This window comes from Euzebya pacifica, assembly GCF_003344865.1.
GTDB classification, from domain to species: domain Bacteria; phylum Actinomycetota; class Nitriliruptoria; order Euzebyales; family Euzebyaceae; genus Euzebya; species Euzebya pacifica.
Window position 1 is genome coordinate 448,342 of sequence record NZ_CP031166.1, and the last position, 21,416, is coordinate 469,757.

The following is a 21,416-nucleotide window of genomic DNA, read 5'->3' on the forward strand; positions in this document are numbered from 1 at the left end:
CCGTCACCGGCACCCACGATACGCCATCACAACGATGGACGATGCTGGACGATGGGGTGGCCGATCGTGCCGATGGTCGCCACCACCTGTGGTCGCGGCCCGTCCCGAGGGCCGTTTCGGTGTCCGGTCCGTCCTGATCGTCCTTGATGGACGGAGGATCCGATGACCGGGCAGCGGTCAGCCGGCGCTGGTCTGCCCGACAGCGCAGCGCTGTCTGCGGCGGCTGAAGGCTGGCGGCAGCGTGGATGCGACCCGGTGGCTGTCGACCTCCTGCTGTCGTTGATGGATCCGGTCGTGACGACCCGGTCGGGATGGATGGAAACCGAGTCGGTGCCGGTCAACCAGCTGGAGTTCTACAAGAGGGCATGCCACGACCACGGCGTCGTGAGGGTGCAGCACACCCTCACGTCGGGACGGGCCAACACGCGTGTCAGCGCCGACCGCATGGACAAGGTCCGCGGACTCCTCGTGGAGGCTGCGGACTATTCCTACCGCGAGGACAAGGTTGCCGGAGTCGTCCGGACCTCCGTCGCGCGTTTGTGCGAGCTGTACGAGGAGCGGTTCGGCGCGTCGGCGTCGAACACCAGCATCGAGCAGGCGCTCGTGGGACTGCGTCGTTCCGGATGGCTGATCCAGCTCAGTCCCGGCCGCATCGGCCAGGCCGCCAACCATGTCCTGGCCGTCCCCGTGACCGTGCTGCCCGCAGGGGATGCCTCGTCGGTGCTGGTCAACCCCGATGAGCTCCGTCGCCGCTACTTCGCCTCACGCCGCCTCACGGCTGTTCCTCACGCCTCCAGCCATGAGGGCTTGCCAACGAGCCGTGAGGGCTCCTCATGCCCCCCAGACCCTTCGGGGGATCACTCACCTCCTCCTCCCAGACCCCCCTCACGGCGGGCTGCCAAGCAACCGGGTCTCATGAACCCCCTCGACGGGGGAAGGACGAAGACCTCGCTGCCGCAACCACCACCCCCGACGCAACCCGACCCGCCAGCCCCCGGTCCAGGTCGGCCCGAGGCACAGGACCAATCGGGTTCGGCTGGCCAGCCGGTCCGTCTGCGGATCGGTGAGGTGACGGTGGTGATCCTGGCGCGGGCAGGGGACACCGTCACGCTGGATCCCCATGCCGTGGACGGTCCGACCTTGGCGGTCCATCCCGGCACGACTGCCCCGCTCGACCTGGGCGCACGCCCTTCATCATCTGCGGAGGGTCCGGCCAACCGCCCCGTCGAGCAGCCTGCCGTGAAGTCCGTTGCCACCCAACCGCAGCCCGACCAGCGGATCGTTGGGCTGCTGAAGGCCGCATTGACCGCCCGTGCCACCAACGGGACCGACCGGGCACGCCCACGCGACCTCACGGCTCTAGCCATGAGGATCGCCAAGCTCGAGTCCGCCTCATGCCTCACGCCTCTTCTCGACCGGCACGGTGAGGCAGCCCTCAGCGAAGCCCTCACCGACCTGTACGCCGACATGGGGGCGGCAACGGGCAACTGGGACAACCTGGCCATCACCCACTTCAACAACCAAGTCGACACCTTGCCAGTCCGTACCGAATCGGCGCAGACCCGGTTGGCGGCCGCAACGGCGGTGCAGGAAGCCGAGCTGACCAGGGAAGCCAGCCACGCCGAGGTCCGGGCACGGATCGACAGCGGTTGGGCGGCCCTTGATGGCCACGAACGCGACGAACTGATGGCCGAGGCCGAGGCACAGACCCGCGCCAACCTTCACCTGGGCAAGGACGCGGACTTGTCCATCGGAGCCCGGCATGCCGTCGAGGGCCTGGCCCGCGAACTGTTCGCCGAACGGTTCGTTGCCACCGAAGTCCCACCTGACGTCATCCAGTCCGCCCCTCCCTCAGCAGCCACCGCATGACCGCCACGCACTCTCCCGAAGGGATCCCGCAGATGCTCACCGATCCTGTTGCTCACCCCGACGGCCCCGACCCACTGGGCGAAGGCCGCACTCGCGACGACATCTGCGGCGTCATCGAGATCGGCGGCACCCAGCCGTGCCCAGAGGCTCCCATTGCCATGGGGTGGTGCCGACGACACCACTCCCGCTGGTACGGCCACGGCTACCCCCAGGGTGCAAAGGCCAAGAAGAGGTACGGGCCCCGCAACTGCACAGAGGACGGCTGCGAGGAGCCATGGTTCCGGCGCGGCCAGTGCGAAACGCACTATCGCGTCAAGCAGGTCCGGACCACCCAGCCGTCGAGCCGCTCCCATCAACCTGCGCTGGGCGGGTTGTTCTCCGGCATAGGCGGATTCGAACTGGCCTGGCAGCAGCGCGGTGGCCGCATCGCCTGGATGTGCGAGATCGACCCCGACGCACGTGACATGCTCCGCATCCGCTTCCCCGGGGTGCCGATCTATGAGGACGTCCGCGACCTCGACCCGGCCGCCGTGGAACCCGTCGACGTACTCACCGGCGGCAGCCCATGCACCACGTTCTCCATGGCCGGCCTACGGACCGGCATGCAGGGCGAATCGGGCTTGGTCACAGAGATGCTCCGCATCATCGATGGCCTCGCCGCACGAGGCCTGTCCGACGTCATCTGGGAGAACGTCCCCGGGGTACTGAGCGCAACCAACCCCGACGGCACCGCCGTCTGGCCGCAGCTCGTCGCCGGCTTCCTCCTGGGCTCCGACGCCGACAGCGTCGACGTCAAGGAACTCACCGAAGAGTTCGACCCCGCCACCAACTGGTCCGCCGGCATGGCCACGGGCCCCCACCGGGCGCTCGCCTGGCGCACCCTTGATTCCCGCTACGTCGGCGCGCAGGTCCCACAGCGCCGACGCCGCGTCTTCGCCCACGTCGCACTTGGCCCCGAACGGGAGGACCGTGCCCTCGCGGGCCTCCTCGAAGGCGACGGTGGTGAACGCGACACCGAGGGCAACTGGGTTCCCCCGTGGGGGCAACAACTCGGGATCTTCGGCGCAGCAGGGTCACGGTTGTGGCTGCTGCCCGATGACCGCGACGGCCACGTCAAGCGGTCACTGGGAACCTGCCTGCCCACCAGGTCCGCCACTGCCGACCCCTGCACCGGTGGGCACACCAAGCACGCCCACCGGTCCTTCTCCTCCCTCATCGAGACCGACGCCTCCGGCCACCTGATGCTGACACCACGGTGGCGGTTGGGCGCTCTGATGCGGTCTGCCCGTCGGGACGGGACGATGCCACCTCATCTACGAGGCGCACTCGAGGCCGGCATCGTCGACGCGCTCGGCCGCGAACGGTTCGACGAGATCATTGCCATGGCCGCCGCAGGCAAGAGCACCAACGACCTCACCCGCGACGACCGCGAACGCCTCGACGCGCTCGGCCGATGGGAAGAAACCCTCGGCGCCCAACCGGCGAGCGAACACGGGACGCTGTACCGCATGACCGAGTTCGGCAGCTACGTCGCCGCCGAAGAAGCCTCCACCCTGCTGGCCCGCGACTCCCGCGGTTGCAAGGACTTCGTGGTCGACGCCGTCGACTACCCACCCAGACCCCGTGCCCGGTTCGTGTCGCTGATCGAGTCCGAACGCCTTCAAGGGTTCCCCGACAACTGGACCAAGCCGTTGGGGCCCGACGGACCTCGACGCAAGGCGCTCGGGAACGCCGTGACAGTCACCGCAGTCCGCTGGGTTCTGGACCGGGCCGTCCCGCCCCGACAGGACGGAGGACGGTGATGGGTCATACCAAAGGCTCACCCGGCAGCCGGCCCGTTGGCCGCGGCGCGGACCCGCTGCGGGGTGGTCCCGATCCGATCCGCAACGGCATCGACTCCATCGCGGTGCACCGCCTCGGTAACCCAGTCGTGATCCGACAGCAGGTGCTTGCGGCTGCGGATCCCCTGGCGACGCATTGCGTCGGTGACCTCCCAGGTGCCCACGCCGAGGTCCTCGGCGATTTCCCACGGTTCCTCGCCCGCGTAGTACCGGTCGGCAAGGGCGCGCGGGTCCTCCAGTTGCGCTACGACCGTGGGGGGACTGGACGTACCCATCAGGTCGAGGAGTTCCTCGGCGGCCCGGAGGGCCCGCTGCCGATTCGCGGCCGTCGACTCGGCGAACAGTCCGGCGTTGGCTGCCGAGTCAGTGATCGCCGTGGCCCCCGTGCGCCAGTAGTCGGCGTCGGCCTGCTCGCGAAGGATCTTGATGGCCTCGTAGAGGGTCATGCGGATCCTTGCCGCACGGTCGGCGGTCACAGGGGCCCGGTTGGTTCCGTTGACCAACCAGGCCAGGTCAGCGGTGGCGTCGGGACGCGACGCCGGGAAGAGGCGGTCGTGCAAGCCGGTGAAGGCCAGGCTGGCCAGATCCTCCTCGGTGGCGGACAACGTGAAGTAGGCAACGGTGAGCATGAAGGTCTCCTCGGGTTCGGATGTGCCGCGACACGCAATCGGCAGCTCCTACTGGAGGAAGGCCGCCACGCCCGTGAATCCGGACAGGCTTGTCGAAGCGGGGCCGTGCCGGGGCCGGAGACCTTCAGGTCGTCACTGTTGGACGACCCGTCCCGGACCACACCAGATCAGTTTCGCATGGGCCGACGACAACGGCCCCACGCCAGGTCCACATCGCCCCGTGGCGGCGGAATGACCAGTTGGCTCGGACCCGCCCGCCGCCGTGTCGCACCGACTGCTTACCGTCTGAGCTAGGAGAAACCATTCATGGACACACTGTTTGATCTCGACGAGGCACCCGCGACCGATCCGTTCGACCCGTCGGTGAGTCGGCCATACGACCTCCTCCGCCACGACGACGGAGCCGACTACGCCGCCACCGTCACCGGCGGCGGGTCGGCTGTGGTCTGCGGCGACGCCGAACGCGTCTTGGCGGCCATGCCCGCCGGGTGCGTCCGGGCCGTGGTGACCTCACCGCCGTACTGGGGGCACCGCGACTACGCCGACCCCGCGCAGATCGGGCACGAGGAAACGGTGTTCGACTACATCGAGCGGCTGGCTGACCTGTTCGAGGGCGTCCGACGCGTGTTGGCCGATGACGGCAGCCTCTGGCTCAACATCGGTGATTCCTACACCTCTGGTGGCCGCCGGACCCGCATGGCGGACCGCAACAACGCCGCCCGCACGATCGATTTCAGGCCCGACACCCCCGAGGGGATGAAGCCCAAGGACCTGATCGGCGTCCCGTGGATGTTGGCGTTCGCGCTCCGCGAGCGCGGCTGGTACCTGCGCACCGAGGTCGTGTGGAACAAGCCCAACGGCCAACCAGAGTCCGTCCGGGACCGCCCGACCCGCTCCCACGAGTACCTGTTCCTGCTGACCAAGTCGGAGAAGTACTTCTACGACGTTGACGCCATCACCGGTCCCAACGGCCGACGCAACCGGTCCATCTGGGACATCAACACCGTGCCACTGGCGGAGTCCCACGACGCCGCGTTCCCACCCGAGCTCGTCTACACCTGCCTGTCGCACTCCTCCGAGCGCGGCGACCTGGTCCTTGACCCCTTCCTCGGATCGGGCACAACCGCAATGGTTGCCGGGTCGATGGCAAGGCGGTTCTTCGGCATCGAACTCAACCCCGAGTACGTCTCGATCATCACCCGCCGCCTCGCCGGGCGCGCGGCCGCCTGACCCGGCCGTGGATGTGAGCGAACTCCCCGCGAAGGTGGAGACGACGGTCGGCCGACTGCGGCTGCGGATTACCATTGGCTACGCCGACGCGCAAAGGGTGGCGTTCACGTCGTCGTGGTGGACAGCGAGGCTGCGGTCCGGCCTCGACCGCTCCACAGCCGACCGGCTGGTGTCGTCCTTGGCAAAGCGGACCGTCGCCGGTGCCGATGGCCGCAGGGACATCCCGCGGGCGGCCCTGTACGACCTCGCCCGGTGCGGTGACACCGCAGCAGCACAATTCGCCGTGGCGGCCTGGGGCACGGGCACCAACGCGTTGGACCGTGCCAGGCAGGCCGGCTTCCTCGAGGATTCGGTCGCGTCCGGACGTCACGCAGGGATGGACAGGGCGGTGAAGGCCGCCCCAGCCGGCCTCGCCGCGATGTGGGACGCCCATTTCACCCGACCCTTCCCGCAGGGGTTCGGGCAGGCCTCTTTCGGGACCAAGTGGCTTCATGCCGCCGGATGGGAGGCCGTACCCGACGACGGCCCGCGACCCGTCGTCTTCGACAAGTTCGTCCACCGGGTCCTGGACGTCTGCGCGAAGATCCCCCTCCCCTACCCGGGGCCGCCGTCGGAGGCGGTCCGTGACGGCTGGATGGAGTGGTGCCAACTCGCCACGGACGCAGCCGTCGGCGGTTTGACCGCAGCCGATGTGGAACGCGCGGTGTTCGACCATCGTCGTGGCTGCCCCGCCCATGCCGGCTCGGGAGCATGCCCCAACTCCACTTGATTGCTAGAATAGATAGCGATACGCTTAGTGTTGAGGGGTCCCGCTGTGGCGTCACACCCCCGAGGGACAATCAACCCCCGGTCACCGGAATGACCCGGTCGACCCCGAGAGGCACCCACGACCCGATGAGCCCAACAGCAGCAGCACCCCCCGAACCGCCGGACGTCGACCACCACGACTACGACGACAGCGACACCCATGCGGCCGGCGAAACCATCGTCCGCCGCAACCCCGACGAGGCCGACACCAGCGCCCGCCAATCCCTCGCCGACCTGCTCGGCAGGCTCGGGTGGGAAGGGCGTGACGCCCAGTCCGTCATGGCCGGAGCCGTCGCACGGTCACTCGCCGCGAAACAACACCTGCTGGTGGAGGCACCCACCGGAACGGGCAAGTCCTTGGCCTACCTCGTGCCCGCCGCCGAGCAGGCCCGCGCCACCGGCGCACCCGTCGTCGTCGTAACCGCCACCAAGGCCCTCCAACAACAGGTCCTCGACGCCGACAGCCCACTCCTGGCCCGCCTGTGGCCCGACCTCGAGATCCGACTCATGAAGGGCCGAGGCAACTACGCCTGCTTGTCCCGAGTCCAAGCGATCGCCGACGGCACCGAGGAAACCCTCTTCGACGAGGTCGTCGACCCGCACGTGTGGGGCGAACTGCTGTCGTGGACCGACACCACCGACACCGGGGACCGCGCTGACGCACCGGACGGCGTCACCAACGCCATGTGGTCCAAGGTCTCGGTCGGACCCAAGGAGTGCGTCGGGGCGAAGAACTGCCAGTTCGCCCAGCAGTGCTTCGCCGAGAAAGCGGGCATCGCCGCCCGTGACGCCGACATCGTGGTCACCAACTCCCACCTGTACCTGCTCGACGCCGCGATCGGCGGGTCCGACGAAACGGACGACTCCGACGGCAAGGACAGCCTTCCCTGGTCGCCGATCCTGCCGCCCCACCGGGACGTAATCGTCGACGAAGCACACAAGCTCGCCGAAACGGCCAGCCGCGTGTTCGGGGTGGAGATCCGTCATGGCCGCGGCAAGACGATCAAGGGCGTCTGCAAGGGCCTCGTGAAGGACGAACAGCTCGATGGCGTCGTCGCCGCCGATGACCGACTGCTGGCCGAGTTGTTGTCATTCACCGAGACCGGACCGGTCGACCCGTCCGTCGGCAACCTCAACATCGCCTTGGACGACTACCTCCTCGCCGTCCGGTCGGTCGCCAAGAAGGTGTCGGGGATCGTGGTCGCGGTCACCCAACCAAAGGACGCGGAGAAGAAGAAGCGAGCCCTGAACGTCCTTGGCGGCGCGATCGAGGACCTCGCCGCTGTGCTGAGGGCGGGAGAGGACGAGGACAACGACGACGTCGTGTGGGTTGAAGGAGACGGTAGGCGCAAGCCGGTGCTGAAGATGGCCCCTGTCGACGTCGGGCCCCTGCTGGACCGTTACGTGTTCTCGCGCCGGACCGTCGCCATGTGCTCGGCCACGATGACCGTCGGCGGCGACTTCAACGCTGCCGCCGAGGAACTCGGGCTGACGGCAGGCACGTGGGACTCGGTATCGGTTCCCTCACCGTTCGATCACGCCAACAACGGACTGCTGTACATCCCGATGGGCCGCAACAAGCCGCTGACGCGCGCCGACGGCACTGTGCTGCCCGCCGTGGAAGCGCTCGTCCCCGGCCCCAACGCCACCGATTTCCGGGACCGGGCCAACGACCTCACCCTGCGGATGATCGAGGCGGCGGAGGGCCGTGCGTTGCTGCTGTTCACCTCGTGGAAGGCCCTCAACGACACCACCGAATGGCTGCGGGACCGGGTGCCGTACACGGTGCTGGCGCAGGGCGACAAGCCCACCGGCCGGCTGCTTGCCGAGTTCATGGCCGATGAGCAGTCGGTGCTGTGCATGACCGCGACCGGTTGGGAAGGGATCTCCGCTCCCGGCCCGTCCTGCTCGCTGGTTGTCATAGATCGGATTCCGTTCCCGCGTCGTGACGACCCGTTGATCAACGCCCAGCGGGAGTTGGCGACGAAGAACCGCCGGTCGGACTTCCACTCCGTGGACGTCCCCAAGGCCGCCCGCATGCTCGCCCAGGGCGTTGGCCGGCTGATCCGGACGGTCTCGGACACCGGGGTCGTTGCGGTACTCGACACCCGGTTGGGTACCAAGCGGTCCTACAACGGGACGTTGCTCGGGTCGTTGCCGCCGTTCAAGCGCAGCATCCACCTGGACGAGGAGGTGCTGCCGTTCCTGCGAGCCATCGCCGAGGACCGGCGTGACAAGGTCCCCCCGATCGGCACCCCAACAGCCGTCGAGACGGTGGATGACGACGACGCCTTCGACGGGATCGACGAGGCCGCGTGACGCGCGACATCGACAGGCGGATGCACGGGATCGCCCGCGAGCTCGCCGAGTCCCTCACCGCCATCGCCGCCGAGCCGGACCTCGTACAGAACCGGCTGTCAGCGGTGATCTCCCATATCCGAGCGGCCCTTGAGGACGAAACCGCTGCGGCGTACAGCGACGGCTACACGCGGGGGTATGCGGCCTGCTCGACGGACGCCCACGTGACCGAACGGGTCGTCCGGGCCTTCGCCAACAGCAGCCTCGGACCGGAGTCCACCCGGCGCTCGGAATGACGTAGGCATGACCACCATGCCGTCCTGTCCGCAACCCCCGGCACCCTTCAGCGGGATGTCATCCCTCAAGCCCGCCTATGACGACGGCACCGTGACGCTGTACCACGGTGACTGCCTCAAGCACCCCGAGTTGTGGGCAGACGAGGCGATTCTCGGGGCCATGGTGACAGATCCGCCCTACGGCATCGACTACAACTCCGGCCACGAGGGCCGCCTCCCCCGGTCCATCGCCGGCGACAAGGACACGCTGACCCGCGACAACGCCATCGCCCTGTGGGGGGACCGTCCCGCCCTGGTGTTCGGCACGTGGCGGATCCCCCGACCGGCCAACACCCGGATGCTGTTGGTCTGGGACACCAAGGGGGCGCTCGGGATGGGCGACCTGACGTTGCCGTGGAAGCCAGCCCACCAGGAGATCTATGTGCTCGGCCGGGGCTTCTCCGGCAGGCGCGACACCGATGTGCTCTGCTACGCGCCAGTGCAGGCCAAGGCCTCCCACGGGCGGGTGCACCCCCACCAGAAGCCCGTGTCGTTGATGCACGACCTCATTGCCAAGTGCCCGCCCGGCGTCATCGTCGACCCGTTCGCCGGATCCGGTTCGACCTTGCGGGCGGCCAAGGACCTCGGCCGCCGCGCCATCGGTTTCGAGATGGACGCCGACTACGTCGAGACGGCCATCGGCCGGTTGGCGCAGGAAGCGATGGTGTTCGAACCCGTAGCCGACCCCGAACCCCTCGCGCTGGACCTCTCGGCGTGACCGCGTCGACCGCCCCCTTCCCCTACTACGGCGCCAAGGGGCGAATGGCCGACACCATCGTCGCGACCCTGCCGCCCCATCGGGTCTACCTGGAACCGTTCTTCGGGTCGGGGGCGGTGCTGTTCAGCAAGCCCCCCGCGACGGTCGAGATCGTCAACGACCTCGACGGCGCCATCGTCACGTTCTTCCGGGTGCTGCGCGAGCGGCCCGATGCCCTTGAAGCAGCCTGCGCCCTGACCCCCTATGCACGCGACGAGTTCCTCCGTGCCGATCCCTACGAATCAGGCCTTGACGACCTCGAACTGGCGCGGCGGTTCTGGTGCAGGGTCAACCAGAGTTTCGCGAAAGCCACCGGCAGGGCAACCGGTTTCGCCGTGGGGACCGCCCGCACCCAGTCGCCTGCGGCCACGGCCGTTTCGCGGCTTGGCCGCTTCGCCCGGTGCGCGGATCGGTTGTCGCGGGTCATCATCGAGAACACAGACGCGGTGGACCTGGTCGCCAAGCACGCGGTGACTGACGACACCGTCGTCTACGTCGACCCGCCCTACCCGTCGACGAGCCGGTCGAGCCGGTCCTCCCGTGGCGGTGACTACCGGGTCGAGATGGCCTCTGCAGAGGACCATGAGCGTCTTGCCGACGCGCTCCATGCCACCCCGGCAACCGTGGTCGTGTCCGGCTACCGGTCGTCGTTGTACGACCGTCTCTACGCCGGTTGGTATCGCGTCGACGTGCAGACGACGGCAGGCAGTGCCAACAGCAGAGTCGCGGGACGCACCTCCCGGACGGAATCGCTGTGGGTCAGCCGGCCGCCCCGGGTTCGCCAGCTCGGGATGGATGTCGCCTGAGGGCGTCGGTGTCGCACCCACGGCCGACCATGTGACCCATGAGCCGCATGGACATTCTCCCGCCGGGCTACAACATGTGCCCAGGATGCGGCATGGAGGCGTCGCGGAGTGCCGCGGGCACGATGTGCCAGACGTGCGAGGCCAAGGGGATCGACCCGTCGTCGCGTTCCCATCAGGAACGGAAGCCGGAACGCTCGGTCGGGCGGATGGTCAAGAAGGGTCGGGCTGCCTCCACGACGGTGGCGCAACCGGGCGCGAACGCGTCGCTGCACGGCCCCGCCTTGGCGGCGGCCGACCACACTGCGGCCCGCCGGCGCGGCCTGGCCCTGCCCGGTTCCCCTCGTTCCAAGCGGGCAGAGCAGGCTGAGCCCTCCCCTGCGGCTCAACGGCAGATGGACGCTGAGGTCAGCGAGGTGAAGTTCCGCATCGATGGGGTGCCGGTTCCGAAGGAGCGGCCACGGGTCCACACCACCGACGAGACAAACGCCGCCGGGGTCACCAGCCGCAAGACGGTTGCCTACACCCCGAAAGGAACCAAGGAGTTCGAGGCGGAGGTCAAGCTGCTGTCGGGTCAGGCGCGCAAGGCCGTGTCAGCCGAGTTGCTCAGCGGGCTGCTACGGGTGCAGATCCGCATCTACTGCGACCGGGCTGCCGCCCGATCCGACATCGACAACGTCGCCAAGGCCATCCTCGACGGTATGCAAGGGGCCGTCTATGCCAATGACAACAGCGTGGACGCCCTCGATGTCGAACGGGACCGGTCCTACACGGGCAGACCGCACACGTGGGTGCGGATCACCAGGTTCAAGCAGCCGGCTCGGCGGTGAGGGACTCCTTCGCGGCCCTGGCGACCACAATCATGTCGACGGGCCGTCGAATCGCGCAGGACGTCCAACCAGGCGCTGGTGTCGTCGAGAATCTTGTGGCTCCCGCCCCCTGTGGGCCGGGAGGTGATGACTGCGATGGCCACTCAGTTGTCGGACAGCTCCCCCATGACGTCGGTGGCCCCGGGTACGGCTTCGAGTCGAGTGAACACCCCCTCCTCGACGGCCTCGGGTGAAGGTCGAAGAGCTCCTTGTGGGCGAGCCCCCACCAGTCGGACCAGCCACCTCAATCCGTCAGCGAGGCCCCGTCCTGCCGAGGCGAACGGCGGCGTGCCTGGCGAGGGCCCGTTCGTACCGTCCGGCGCAGTGGTCGGGATCCAGACCGAGCCGGAATGTGACTGCCGCCGGCCCTGAGGGACTCGAAGTTGTCGGCCCCACGGCGCCGCCGTCCTTACGCTCGCTATGCTAGCACTTGTGTCGTTGAGCCGGTTGGAATGACGACCACAGCAGCACCTCCTACCCAAACGGACCGAGCGATGCCCCTGCCAGAAAGCCACGAAGCGGAGTCCTTCCTCGATCGCCTCGACACGATCTGGAAGGAAATCGGGATCGGACCGCCCATGCGTCCCGTCGGCAACCTGCCACGGATGCCGGCGGAACCCACTGCCCTGGACGACGTCGCGCTCATGTCGGCACTGGCCGAGGTCAACTCGTGGCTGGAGTACCTGGATGTCGCGGTGGGCTCCGCCGAGGGCGAGCACGGCGCGAGGACACGGGCGTTGAAGGCCACGGAGGCCAGGGCCGTCCGCGCGAGCTCGGAGAAGTCGATGGCCGCGCGGGAACGGATGGCGGAACTCGACGAAGGGGTGATGCGAGCCCGTCGGCAGGAGGCCTTCGCCTACGAGCGCGAAACGATCCTCAAAGCCCGCTTGTCGGGCCTCGAGCGGATCGCTTCGGTGTTGTCGCGCGAGGTCACGCGCCGAAGTGCGCATGCGGGCGCGTTGCGCCATGTCGGAGCCCGCATGACGGCCTGACCGGCAGCGTCGCGGGACTGACACCTGCCGGCGCACGGACGACCGTCACCGGCACATCCCGAACCGAACCCCGCGAGCACATCAACATGCCTCATCCCGTCCTGTCCGACGCCACCCGCCGAACCCAGCGCCGGGCCATTGCCGGCGTCGCATTGGCCACCGCTATCGCCTTGGCTGCGCCGGCCGGTGACCCCTCCCCTTCTGGGGCGACCGTTGCGCAGGCGACGGAGCACGTGGGGCCCACCGCCGGTGCCCCGTCTGGGCAACCCCGGTTCCCCGTCGTCCCCGATGGCATCGCACTGCCGGGCAGCCCGGACCTCCTGGCCGACCTCATCGGCAGCCGGGACCCCGTGGACGACGTCCCGTTCACCAGCCTTCTCGTGGGCCCCGATGCCACGCCGCTTCCGGCTGCTCACCTTCCCGAACCTGGTCCGTCGGTGACGATCGCGCAGGCAGGCACGCCAACCGGGGTGGCCGCCGCCACGCGGCCGGCAATCGGGACGCCCCCACTCGATGTTCGCCCGGGGGAGACGGCCCCCCTCGAGCAGCAGGACACCGCGACCTCCGGCCCGGCGGCTGGCGACCGGGAGCCGACGCCGGCCGGTCCTCAGCCAGGCGGCGCGCCTGCGGAGCCGGCCACCGATCCCGATCCGGCCGATCCCGGTCCGGCCGATCCCGGTCCGGCCGATCCCGGTCCGGCCGATCCCGGTCCGGCCGACCCCGGTCCGGCCGACCCGGAGCCGACCCCCACACCTTCCGCGGGTCCGGTGGCCGAGGTGGTGGAGGCGCTGCCCGAACCGGCCCCGTCTGTCGCGGAGCCCGCAGCGCCTGTCATCGAGGCGATTGATGACGTGGTCGCGGCCGTCGTGGACCTTTTGCCCCCGCCTCCTCCCCCATCGGCACCGGCCCCGCCGCCCGTGGTGCCCGCACCGCCTGTTGAATCGGTCTTGTCAGCGGTTCCCGCCCCGCCGCCCCCTCCCGCGTCGACCCCGGTCACGCCCGTTCCTCCGGTCCCGTCGATCGGGGGCTAGACACGGTCCGGGGCGGGCGTCAGTCGGCTGCCAGCCAGGACACCGGCCCTCTCGCCTTCTTGTAGCGACCGGTGAGGTCGCCGACGACCTGTATGGAGTGGGCGTCGAACAGGTGGGGCAGTAGCCCCGCGGTGGCCTCGGCGTCGACGTCGGCGCTGTGCCATCCGTCCAGGCTGATGCCGTAGTGCTCGCATAGGGGCCCGAGCCGGTTTGAGTGGTAGGCCACGGGTGCGCCGCGCGCGAAGTCCAACGTGTCGATGCCCACGACTCCCTTCCGCGTCACGTAGCCAAGCCGACGCAGTTCGCTGCGAACCCACCAGGCGTCGAACCGGATCAACCCGTGACCGACGATGGGTCGGCCGTCGAAGAGCGCCAGGAGCTGGTGGTGGACCTCGGCGAACGTCGGTGCGTCCTTCAGGTCGTCGGCGGTGAGCCCATGGATGTCGGTGCGGCCTGGGTCTCCGCTGAGGGGCCTGATGTTGCTGGCCCACCGGTCAATGATGCCGCTGGTGGTGGCGATGGCCACGCCGACCTGCACGATCTCTCCTTGGCGTTCGTCGTTGCCGTCAGGGGTGAAGTCGTTGGTCTCCACGTCGATGACGGCGAACTCGACCTGGCTGAGAGGGGTGGCGGGGTCGAGCAGCGTCAGGTCGGTCACACGGGTCCTCAGGGCAGTCGTGGCGAACGGGTCGCGACTGATCATTGCGGGGGCCGCGGACGGCCCGCCGTTCGCCGTCGCGACCATGGTTGCTTCGGCGTTGCGGGGGCACAGGCGATCTCCGCAGCCCTTCCGGCGGGAGATCATGTGGGAGCAGCCCTTGTAGCCGCAACGCTCGGTGGTTCGTCCCATGCAGCAGCCATTCCGAGGATGCCCGCACTTGCACGCACACGAGAGTAGTGCTAAGATTGGTAGCGAATCGGCTTTCGACATGAGGAGCAAGTCCCAGTGACCGACGACCAGATCACCTCCATCCGCAGGGCGCGGCACGACGCCCGCAACGGCCTGTCGGCCGTCATCAACGACGCCATGGGCGCAGAGGCCGGCGTCAACGACGCTCTCGGGTTCGTGTTCACCATCCTCGCCGGGCAGTCCGGCTACACCCCCGAGGAGCAGTCCCAGCGCCTCACCGAGGCCGCCGTAGTGATCGGCGACCTGCCCTCCCGCATGCGGGCCGCCGCCGACCAGGTCGCCTCCGACCCCCGGATCAACGCCCTCGTCGAGATGCTCCGGCAGGCAGCCGCCGCTGCCACCGACCGCGACTTCGACGCGTGGCAGGCCCAGAAGGCCGCCGCCGGCGAAGGTGCCCTGCCCGCACTGGACGGCCAGGGGTTCGTCACCCCCGACACCCAGATCGGCGACCTCCTCGCCGCGATGCTGGCCAACGACTCGGCCTAAGCCCGGCCCCCTCCAACGACGAAGCCCCACCGCAGCCTGCGGTGGGGCTTCGTTGTTGCGTCGGCCGTCAGCGGTACGGCGGTGCGTACAGCAGGCCACCATCGGTCCACAGACGGTTCTCCACCGCCTCCAACCCCAACGGGGTGTCAGGACCAACATGACGGCCGTAGATCTCGTAGTAGTTGCCGACCGCACCGACCACCCGTTGGGCGAAGTCGACCGGCAGTCCGAGGCCTGGGTCGAACTCCGCCGACTCACCGACGCCGAGGAACCGGGCGATGTCGGGGTCGTCGGTGGAGAGGAACTGGGCAAGGTTGTCGGAGGTGATGCCGAACTCTGCAGCCTGGATGATCGCGTAGACCGTCCAGTCAACGGCGTTTGCCCACTGGGGGTCGCCGGACCGAATCGCCGGACCAAGGGGCTCCTTGGACAGGGTGTCGGGAAGGATGCGGACCTGCTCGGGGCCTGCGGGGTAGGTCGACCGACGTCCGGCGAGGCTTGACTTGTCCGACGTCCACCCGTCGCACGTCCCGGCAACGAACGACGCCTGAAGCGTGTCGTCATCGGCGAAGGTCTGGATGTCCAGGCCCAACCCGCGAGCGGCGTTGACGGTCTCCATGTTGGCCAGCGTCGTGGTGTTGGACAGCACGCACATGGTGGCGCCGGCCATGTCGTTCAGGCTCTCGAACGCACTGTCGTCCGCAACCAGGACCCCCTGCCCGTCATAGAACGTCGTGGGCCCGAAGGCGGCCCCCTCAGTGCCGGCGCGCGATGCGGTGAATGTCGTGTTGCGGATCAGCACGTCCACCTCGCCGGTCTGCAGGGCGGAGAAGCGGACATCCGATGACAACGGGACGAACGCGACCGCGTCTGGGTCGTCGAAGACGGCTGCGGCGAGGGCCCGGCAGTAGTCAATGTCGAACCCCGAGAAGGAGCCGGACTGCTCCTGCCCGAACCCCGGGTTGGCATCGTTGACCCCGCAGCGGAGCTGGCCCCGGTCGATGATCTCGGTGAGGAGATCCGGTGTTCCCGCGCCGACCCCGGCCGCGCTCATCGGGTCGATGTCGACGGCGAACGGGTTGGTCGAGGTCTCCGCGGCACTACCGGCAGTGCACGCGGACGCTGTCAGTGCCAACAGCGCCGTCAGCGCCAGCATCGGAAGGGATCGGTTCACGGCAGCACCTGTGTCGTTGGGGGAACGGTCCCACCTGATGGTCAGTCGCCACACCGAAGCAGCACCCGGGTCCGGGTCCGGCAGCCTCCCTGGCGGCGGCATCGGCGCGACCGCCGCCGACCATCACCAATGAACCCCCTCCCGATGACCCAGGAGCACTCCACCATGTCCTTCGCCACCGCGCTCGCGGCACACGACGAGCTCGATTCCTCAACCCTCGCCCTGATGGTCGGCGTGGACGACGACGAGGTTGGCCGGTGGATCGAGGCCGACACGGTGCCACCACATCACCAAGATGCTGTCGCCGCCCACTTGGGCATCGACGCCGGAGTCGTGGCCAACGGGCACGCGCCCAGCCCGGCCGCGTCAGCCGCCAAGCGGAAGAAGCCCCGGAAGCGCACCAGCACATCGCGTCGCCGCGGGGGGATGACCAAGACCGCCGTCGAGGCGGCCACCACCTGCGCCCGGTTGTCGGTGATGGACCCCGCCAAGCAGGCGGTGCTCACGACCGTGCTGGACGTCGACCTCGACACCGAGGACCGCGTGGAGATGCTGGTGGCACTCACGGAGAAGGTTCTGTCGCCGCCCAAGACCCTCGGGTCGGCCATTGAGGGAGTTGCCAAGGTGAGGGAGGAGGGCAACGCCACCCGTGCCGGCATGGCCTTGGCGACCATGGACAAGGCTGAACTCAAGGAGATCCACCGGATCGTCTGCGCCTGCACCGGGGTGCCCGCGACCGACCTGCCGGCCAACAACATCGACGCGGCCATGGCCGTGCTCGAGTCCGTGTCCGGTATCGCTGGCCAGGCAGAGGAGACGTTCGACTGGATCACGGAACTGTTCGGGTGATTGCCCGTCTGACTGCGGCAGCACTGGCCGCACTTCTCCTGCTCGGCGCGGCCCCGGCCGCCGCCGTCCCGGCCCCCGCCCCCGTCGACATCGACAGGTCGGTCGCGGGAATTGCTGCCAACGGCATCCCTCCGCGCCCCGCGGCCCTGCGGCCCCGCGTGACGCCACGTCAGGGACCACCTGTCGCCACGCAGGTTCTGACTGCTGTCACACCTGATGCCGGTGAGGGTTCCCCTCCGGCTGATACCGGTGCGCCCGATGGTCCGGCCGCTCTGCCGGCGGATGTGTCCGTCGCGCAGGTGTCCGGTGTCGACACCGGCGAGGTCGTCTCCATCCCTGCGCCCCAACCCGCTGCTGTTGCGCAGGCGCCGGGACTGGCGGGTGTCGTCCAGCTGGGTGCCGACGCCGTCACGATGGACGACGTCGCACGGGTCGCGCTCAACGCCGGGTTCGTCGGCGAAGACCTCGTCCGGGCTGTCGCAGTCGCCTACGCCGAGTCCCGCAACGACCCCAACGCCGTGGGGAACAACACCGATGGGTCCCGCGACTACGGCCTGTGGCAGATCAACAGCGTCCACTCCCCTCCCGTTCCCGACATCTTCGACCCGGCCGTCAACGCCAACTACGCCTACTCGATCTTTGCTCAGCGCGACTACACCTGGTTCCCCTGGTACGCCTTCTACAACCCTTACACCGGTGAGCGGAGGTCCGACCAGTTCATGCCGCAAGCACGCGCCGCTGTGCAGCGCCTCCTCGGCAGCGGTGCCGTTGCGACCCCCTCGGTTCCCGGGGTCGCAGCTGCGCAGGTCGAGGAACCCACCCCGACCGCGTTGGCGCTGGACGGCGAGTCGTGCCTCGCGTCATGGATGGGTGAGGACCTCGCGGGTGCCCCGACGGCGTCGGGCGACCCCTTCGACCCCGACGCGTTCACCGCAGCGATGTACACCGTCCCACTGGGGAGCGTGTGGGCGGTGACCAACACCACGACCGGTGCTTCCGTTGAGGTCGTGGTCAACGACCGCGGACCTGATCGGTCCACTGGCCGCTGCATCGACCTGTCCGCCGCGGCGTTCTCAACGATCGCCGGCCCCGACCAAGGGACCGTCGAGGTCACCGTCGCTCCTGCCTGACCCGCGTCCCCTGGTGGCGGACCCGCCATGCTGTCACACCACTGCGCAACACTGGTGCGGACCGCGCCGCGACCAACCGGAGCCCACCCCTCACCATGTACGCCATCATCGAGACGCAGGAGCGTCGCTCCCATGTCATGGACGACGCACCGGGGGTGCTGGCACCCTCGGTCCACATTGCCAAGGACGACGCCGCAGCGCGCACCTTCATGTGGGCGCGCGTCCGGGCGGTCGTCGGAACGCGGATCGCAGCGGTCGTGGACGATCGCGGCCGAGCCCCCGATCCGGAGGACCCGACCTGCCTGTGCGTCCGCGATCTGTCCCGCGGATGGCAGATCCGGGTCGTTCGCGCTTCGGAGATCGCCGCGTCGGTCCCCGCGACCGCTTGAGTTCAGTAGCGGGCGCGGGTGTTGCTGCGTCCGCGCTTGTGGCGGGCGGCGTCACGAAGGTGCCTGAGCACCTCGCCGGCCTGCCACACCGGACCGGCTGACAGGTTCGCCAGCACCGGGGGGAACCCCTGCTCGTTGGACTGACGGCTGATGTGCTGCCTCGACACACCACGGGTCCGGGCGATCTCAGACACGCCAACGATGGTGTAGGGCACCTCGTGCGGCACCCCATCGACATGGCGGACGATCTCGCCCCGATCGACGGTGACCTTCTCCACGACGCCGCCGATCGGAGCGACCGCGGCCATGGCCTGGGTGAAGGCCTCGGTGTGGTCGTTGGTGTCGGAGGAGAACTTGACCTCCACCGTCGGCAGCCATGCCGCACCGTCGTCGTCCTTGCGGAAGTCCGGGTAGACGATGATGTCGAGGTCCGGCACTTCGGTCTGGTCGGGCTGCGTGATGAGCACATAGACGTCCACCGGGCACCTCCCTTCTTGGTTGACAACGTCACTGACGTTGGTGCTTACCGTCTTACCGTCGTCGGATCCATTCCGCGTGCAAGCCCATGGTCGCCCGGGCGTGTGACAGTCCCGCCGCCCGGGGAGGGCCACCCCGTCCACCGGTCGACCATGTAGGACATGAGTCAACTGCCCCTCGGCCAGCCGCTGCTCCCCATCCTTCCGTCGGGACCGACGCTTGTTGCCGCAAAGGGATGTGACTGCAACACATGCCCCTTCTACATCAACAACCCGGCGGCCGTGGAGCCGGTCTGCTCCGGTCGCAACACCAACTGCTCCTGGTGCTCCTGCTCGGTGCGGGTCGCCCACAACCCCCAGCCGATGGAGCAATCGGTTTGCAAGACCACCGCGTGCGGGGTCCGTTGCGGGTCCAGGCCCGACATCGGTCTGTGGTCTGCCGGTGCTGGCGGGACCATGGCCTTCGACGACATCTCGTTGCGCCGGTTCGACTGGCCCGAACTGGGCCACTACGTGCCCCTTCTGGACTCCTCCTCGGCTGCGGAGAAGGCCCACCAGCGGCTCCAATGGCCGGCCTTCGGCGTCCCGTTGCGGCGAGTCCTCTCCCGCGTCCCCGGCCCTGCTGGCACGGAGTTGAAGACCCAAGGCCGCTGGGAGACGCAGGGGGCCCACGCAGCCCTCGGACTTGACGAGAACCAACACGCCGTCCTGATCGGCTACAGCCCCGACTCGCTCATCGAACGCTTCTGGGAGCGCCGCCACGCCGACGGCCTCATCCGCAAGATCGCGGCCATGGGCTTCGATCTCGTGACCACACCTGACTACAGCGTCTACTCAGACCAGCCGAGGGCCGAGCATCTGTTGAACATGCGCCGGTCGATGGTCGTGGCCCAGGAGCTCTCCGATGCCGGCTGCAACGTGGCGCCGTCGATCTACTGGTACCGCCGAGAGGACCTCGACCGGTGGGCGCAGTGGATCGGCGAGACCGGCCCCGTGGCGGTGATGATCCCGCGCCACACCATCAAGGGCAACCAGGAGTGGAGAGACCTGTCCGAGCCGGGCCTGCTGTACCTCGCCGCCATGATGGACCGGGCCGGGGTCGACACGAAGGTGCTGGTCTCAGGTGTCTCCAAGCACGACAGGGTGCAGCAGCTCGGAAACTGGTTCGGCGACCGTCTCGTCATCGTGTCGCAACAGGCCCTCCAGCTCGCCTCGCAGGGCCGCCGGGCAACCCCCACCGGACGCGAAAAGTCAGACGCCCATCGCAGCGACCTCATGGCCGCCAATCTGCGCCACTACGACCAAGCGGTGCGGGACGCCATCGCCAATCGGGTTCTGACATCGTCTGCCGCCCAGCCGACCATCACCTCTCACACCGGAACGGAATGACTCACCCATGCACGCCTACGCCCTCAGCCACTGCTACGACAGTCCCGTGCCCAACACGGTTGTCGGTTTCCTCGTCATCGATGACGACAGCGGCGAAGCGGCCGCTGTGATGGACGGCCACCGCCGGACCGGTCCGTGGCACAACCGGGTCGACTGGGCCATCGTCGACACCGCCGAGCGACTCGGGCAGCGCGGCTCGCGGATCGATGCCCCGGCCGCCCGCCGCATCATCGATGGCGTCAACGGGCTCACCTTGGGGATCGCGACCGTTCCCCTCCCGCCCGGCGCCAAAGGTCGCGCACACGACATCGCCGAACGCCTCCACGAGGACCTGATCCTCGCCGGCGTCTGACCGGATTGAGGACCCGATGAGCCAAATCTCCACCTGTGGCCGCCAGACCCGTTCGGGCCCCTGCCAGCAGATGCTGCGGCCGGGCGAGAACTGCAACCGAAACCACATCGACGCTGCCACGCCGGCACCCTCCGCCGCGTCCGATCCTGACGACTTCCTCGACCTCGAAGGCACCAGTTTCGACGACGACGACCTGGCCTCCCTTCTGGAGGAGGGAATCCAAGACCCCTCTGCGGTGATCGATGACGGCTGGGGGGCCGCCCAGCCGCCGCCCGCGGCACCCGCGATGCCATCCGCCCCCAAGCCCGCTCTGGCACCGTGGTCAAACGCCGCTCCGGCGACCCCCACCGGCGTGGCCCCGTCGCTTCGGTCCACGGCCAGCGGCAACCCCGACAGCTACCAGACGCAAACCGATGCCAAGCGTGCCGCCGACGAGGACTACAAGGGCGCAGCGGAGATCGTCGTCGTCGAGCACGACGGGCAGGGGACCTACTCCTACCGGCCGGCGTCCAAGCAGTCGAGTGGCCGGTCGTGGATCTCGCACGTCCGCACCGCCGAAGGCTCCTGGTACCACTTCGACAGCCCAGAGAACGCTGCCCGCTTCGTCAAGATCGAGCAGTCGCTCAGCCGGATCCAGCAACAGTTCCTCAACGTCGTCGAACGTGTCGCCACCGACGACCACCTCGAATCCGTCGACATCGCCAACAAGCTGGCGAACGTGCTCACCACCTTGCGGTGCGAACGCGACGCCTTGATGCCCCGCCTGAGTCTCGGCGGCAACGGTTGACCCGGGCGCCGTC

21 protein-coding genes are annotated in these 21,416 nt (G+C 68.7%); 17 read left to right on the forward strand and 4 right to left on the reverse strand.

What is annotated here, in order from left to right:
- Nucleotides 1–255 precede the first annotated feature (255 nt).
- Nucleotides 256–1,869, forward strand: a complete 1,614-nt coding sequence (locus DVS28_RS27460; RefSeq protein WP_114594823.1) for a hypothetical protein — start codon at nt 256–258, stop codon at nt 1,867–1,869.
- Entirely contained in the window at nt 1,866–3,671 is a 1,806-nt protein-coding gene (locus DVS28_RS27465) for a DNA cytosine methyltransferase (protein WP_114594824.1), read from the forward strand. The genes DVS28_RS27460 and DVS28_RS27465 overlap by 4 nt, the downstream gene beginning before the upstream one ends.
- Nucleotides 3,672–3,688: 17 nt before the next feature.
- Here DVS28_RS27465 and DVS28_RS27470 read toward each other — a convergent pair whose 3' ends face one another.
- A complete protein-coding gene (locus tag DVS28_RS27470; protein WP_114594825.1) occupies nt 3,689–4,339 on the reverse strand; it encodes a hypothetical protein in 651 nt (216 codons plus the stop codon).
- Nucleotides 4,340–4,816: 477 nt separating this feature from the next.
- Between DVS28_RS27470 and DVS28_RS27475 the strand changes: the two genes are divergently transcribed.
- The 8 genes from DVS28_RS27475 to DVS28_RS27510 all read left to right on the forward strand — a co-directional run bounded on the left by DVS28_RS27475 (nt 4,817) and on the right by DVS28_RS27510 (nt 12,430).
- The gene (locus DVS28_RS27475; RefSeq protein WP_114594935.1) at nt 4,817–5,569 is read left to right on the forward strand and encodes a DNA-methyltransferase; all 753 of its coding nucleotides are present in this window, start codon (nt 4,817–4,819) and stop codon (nt 5,567–5,569) included.
- A 7-nt stretch (nt 5,570–5,576) separates the two neighbouring features.
- Nucleotides 5,577–6,338, forward strand: a complete 762-nt coding sequence (locus DVS28_RS27480; RefSeq protein ID WP_216826630.1) for an 8-oxoguanine DNA glycosylase OGG fold protein — start codon at nt 5,577–5,579, stop codon at nt 6,336–6,338.
- Between the two features lie 125 nt (nt 6,339–6,463).
- Nucleotides 6,464–8,695: an ATP-dependent DNA helicase gene (locus tag DVS28_RS27485; protein WP_114594827.1), complete on the forward strand. Its 2,232-nt coding sequence runs from the start codon at nt 6,464–6,466 to the stop codon at nt 8,693–8,695.
- Complete coding sequence (locus DVS28_RS27490; protein WP_114594828.1) at nt 8,692–8,970, forward strand: hypothetical protein; 279 nt, start codon at nt 8,692–8,694, stop codon at nt 8,968–8,970. Before DVS28_RS27485 ends, DVS28_RS27490 begins: the two co-directional genes overlap by 4 nt.
- 7 nt (nt 8,971–8,977) lie before the next feature.
- Entirely contained in the window at nt 8,978–9,727 is a 750-nt protein-coding gene (locus DVS28_RS27495) for a DNA-methyltransferase (RefSeq protein ID WP_245973664.1), read from the forward strand.
- The gene (locus tag DVS28_RS27500; RefSeq protein ID WP_114594829.1) at nt 9,724–10,572 is read left to right on the forward strand and encodes a DNA adenine methylase; all 849 of its coding nucleotides are present in this window, start codon (nt 9,724–9,726) and stop codon (nt 10,570–10,572) included. Before DVS28_RS27495 ends, DVS28_RS27500 begins: the two co-directional genes overlap by 4 nt.
- Before the next feature lie 38 nt (nt 10,573–10,610).
- Nucleotides 10,611–11,399 carry a RusA family crossover junction endodeoxyribonuclease gene (locus DVS28_RS27505; protein WP_114594830.1) on the forward strand — a complete coding sequence of 263 codons (789 nt, stop codon included), beginning with the start codon at nt 10,611–10,613 and terminating at the stop codon, nt 11,397–11,399.
- Nucleotides 11,400–11,932: 533 nt separating this feature from the next.
- Complete coding sequence (locus DVS28_RS27510; RefSeq protein ID WP_114594831.1) at nt 11,933–12,430, forward strand: hypothetical protein; 498 nt, start codon at nt 11,933–11,935, stop codon at nt 12,428–12,430.
- Between the two features lie 1,050 nt (nt 12,431–13,480).
- Here DVS28_RS27510 and DVS28_RS29000 read toward each other — a convergent pair.
- Nucleotides 13,481–14,311: a 3'-5' exonuclease gene (locus tag DVS28_RS29000; protein ID WP_164711199.1), complete on the reverse strand. Its 831-nt coding sequence runs from the start codon at nt 14,309–14,311 to the stop codon at nt 13,481–13,483.
- A gap of 96 nt (nt 14,312–14,407) precedes the next feature.
- Between DVS28_RS29000 and DVS28_RS29005 the strand changes: the two genes are divergently transcribed.
- A complete protein-coding gene (locus DVS28_RS29005) occupies nt 14,408–14,857 on the forward strand; it encodes a hypothetical protein (RefSeq protein ID WP_114594834.1) in 450 nt (149 codons plus the stop codon).
- A 67-nt stretch (nt 14,858–14,924) separates the two neighbouring features.
- Here the strand turns inward: DVS28_RS29005 and DVS28_RS27530 are convergent, their stop codons facing one another.
- Nucleotides 14,925–16,031: an amino acid ABC transporter substrate-binding protein gene (locus tag DVS28_RS27530; protein WP_245973665.1), complete on the reverse strand. Its 1,107-nt coding sequence runs from the start codon at nt 16,029–16,031 to the stop codon at nt 14,925–14,927.
- Between the two features lie 129 nt (nt 16,032–16,160).
- Here DVS28_RS27530 and DVS28_RS27535 point away from each other — a divergent pair, with 129 nt between their 5' ends.
- The 3 genes from DVS28_RS27535 to DVS28_RS27545 all read left to right on the forward strand — a co-directional run bounded on the left by DVS28_RS27535 (nt 16,161) and on the right by DVS28_RS27545 (nt 18,399).
- Complete coding sequence (locus DVS28_RS27535) at nt 16,161–16,880, forward strand: hypothetical protein (RefSeq protein WP_114594836.1); 720 nt, start codon at nt 16,161–16,163, stop codon at nt 16,878–16,880.
- Between the two features lie 299 nt (nt 16,881–17,179).
- Nucleotides 17,180–18,010 (forward strand): RlpA-like double-psi beta-barrel domain-containing protein, encoded by an 831-nt coding sequence (locus DVS28_RS27540; RefSeq protein ID WP_216826631.1) that lies wholly within the window; start codon nt 17,180–17,182, stop codon nt 18,008–18,010.
- 95 nt (nt 18,011–18,105) lie between these two features.
- Nucleotides 18,106–18,399: a hypothetical protein gene (locus DVS28_RS27545; RefSeq protein ID WP_114594838.1), complete on the forward strand. Its 294-nt coding sequence runs from the start codon at nt 18,106–18,108 to the stop codon at nt 18,397–18,399.
- A gap of 2 nt (nt 18,400–18,401) precedes the next feature.
- On the opposite strand, the gene DVS28_RS27550 is transcribed toward DVS28_RS27545, so the two are convergent.
- On the reverse strand, nt 18,402–18,878 hold the full coding sequence (locus DVS28_RS27550; protein WP_114594839.1) for a hypothetical protein: 477 nt from the start codon (nt 18,876–18,878) through the stop codon (nt 18,402–18,404).
- A 453-nt stretch (nt 18,879–19,331) separates the two neighbouring features.
- Here DVS28_RS27550 and DVS28_RS27555 point away from each other — a divergent pair, with 453 nt between their 5' ends.
- The 3 genes from DVS28_RS27555 to DVS28_RS27565 are packed head-to-tail and all read left to right on the forward strand — an operon-like array spanning nt 19,332 to nt 21,403.
- The gene (locus DVS28_RS27555) at nt 19,332–20,264 is read left to right on the forward strand and encodes a DUF4417 domain-containing protein (RefSeq protein ID WP_216826632.1); all 933 of its coding nucleotides are present in this window, start codon (nt 19,332–19,334) and stop codon (nt 20,262–20,264) included.
- Nucleotides 20,265–20,271: 7 nt separating this feature from the next.
- Complete coding sequence (locus DVS28_RS27560) at nt 20,272–20,616, forward strand: hypothetical protein (RefSeq protein ID WP_114594841.1); 345 nt, start codon at nt 20,272–20,274, stop codon at nt 20,614–20,616.
- A gap of 16 nt (nt 20,617–20,632) precedes the next feature.
- Nucleotides 20,633–21,403: a hypothetical protein gene (locus DVS28_RS27565; RefSeq protein WP_164711201.1), complete on the forward strand. Its 771-nt coding sequence runs from the start codon at nt 20,633–20,635 to the stop codon at nt 21,401–21,403.
- Nucleotides 21,404–21,416 lie beyond the last annotated feature (13 nt).

Bases quoted from the DNA above. Each gene is read 5' to 3' on its own strand.
- DVS28_RS27495 (WP_245973664.1), top strand. From the start codon at position 8,978: ATGACCACCATGCCGTCCTGTCCGCAACCCCCGGCACCCTTCAGCGGG.
- DVS28_RS27505 (WP_114594830.1), top strand. From the start codon at position 10,611: ATGAGCCGCATGGACATTCTCCCGCCGGGCTACAACATGTGCCCAGGA.
- DVS28_RS27535 (WP_114594836.1), top strand. From the start codon at position 16,161: ATGAACCCCCTCCCGATGACCCAGGAGCACTCCACCATGTCCTTCGCC.
- DVS28_RS27565 (WP_164711201.1), top strand. From the start codon at position 20,633: ATGAGCCAAATCTCCACCTGTGGCCGCCAGACCCGTTCGGGCCCCTGC.
- DVS28_RS27470 (WP_114594825.1), bottom strand. From the start codon at position 4,339: ATGCTCACCGTTGCCTACTTCACGTTGTCCGCCACCGAGGAGGATCTG.
- DVS28_RS27555 (WP_216826632.1), top strand. From the start codon at position 19,332: ATGGCCTTCGACGACATCTCGTTGCGCCGGTTCGACTGGCCCGAACTG.
- DVS28_RS27545 (WP_114594838.1), top strand. From the start codon at position 18,106: ATGTACGCCATCATCGAGACGCAGGAGCGTCGCTCCCATGTCATGGAC.
- DVS28_RS27475 (WP_114594935.1), top strand. From the start codon at position 4,817: ATGCCCGCCGGGTGCGTCCGGGCCGTGGTGACCTCACCGCCGTACTGG.
- DVS28_RS29000 (WP_164711199.1), bottom strand. From the start codon at position 14,311: ATGGGACGAACCACCGAGCGTTGCGGCTACAAGGGCTGCTCCCACATG.
- DVS28_RS27560 (WP_114594841.1), top strand. From the start codon at position 20,272: ATGCACGCCTACGCCCTCAGCCACTGCTACGACAGTCCCGTGCCCAAC.
- DVS28_RS27465 (WP_114594824.1), top strand. From the start codon at position 1,866: ATGACCGCCACGCACTCTCCCGAAGGGATCCCGCAGATGCTCACCGAT.
- DVS28_RS27510 (WP_114594831.1), top strand. From the start codon at position 11,933: ATGCCCCTGCCAGAAAGCCACGAAGCGGAGTCCTTCCTCGATCGCCTC.
- DVS28_RS27485 (WP_114594827.1), top strand. From the start codon at position 6,464: ATGAGCCCAACAGCAGCAGCACCCCCCGAACCGCCGGACGTCGACCAC.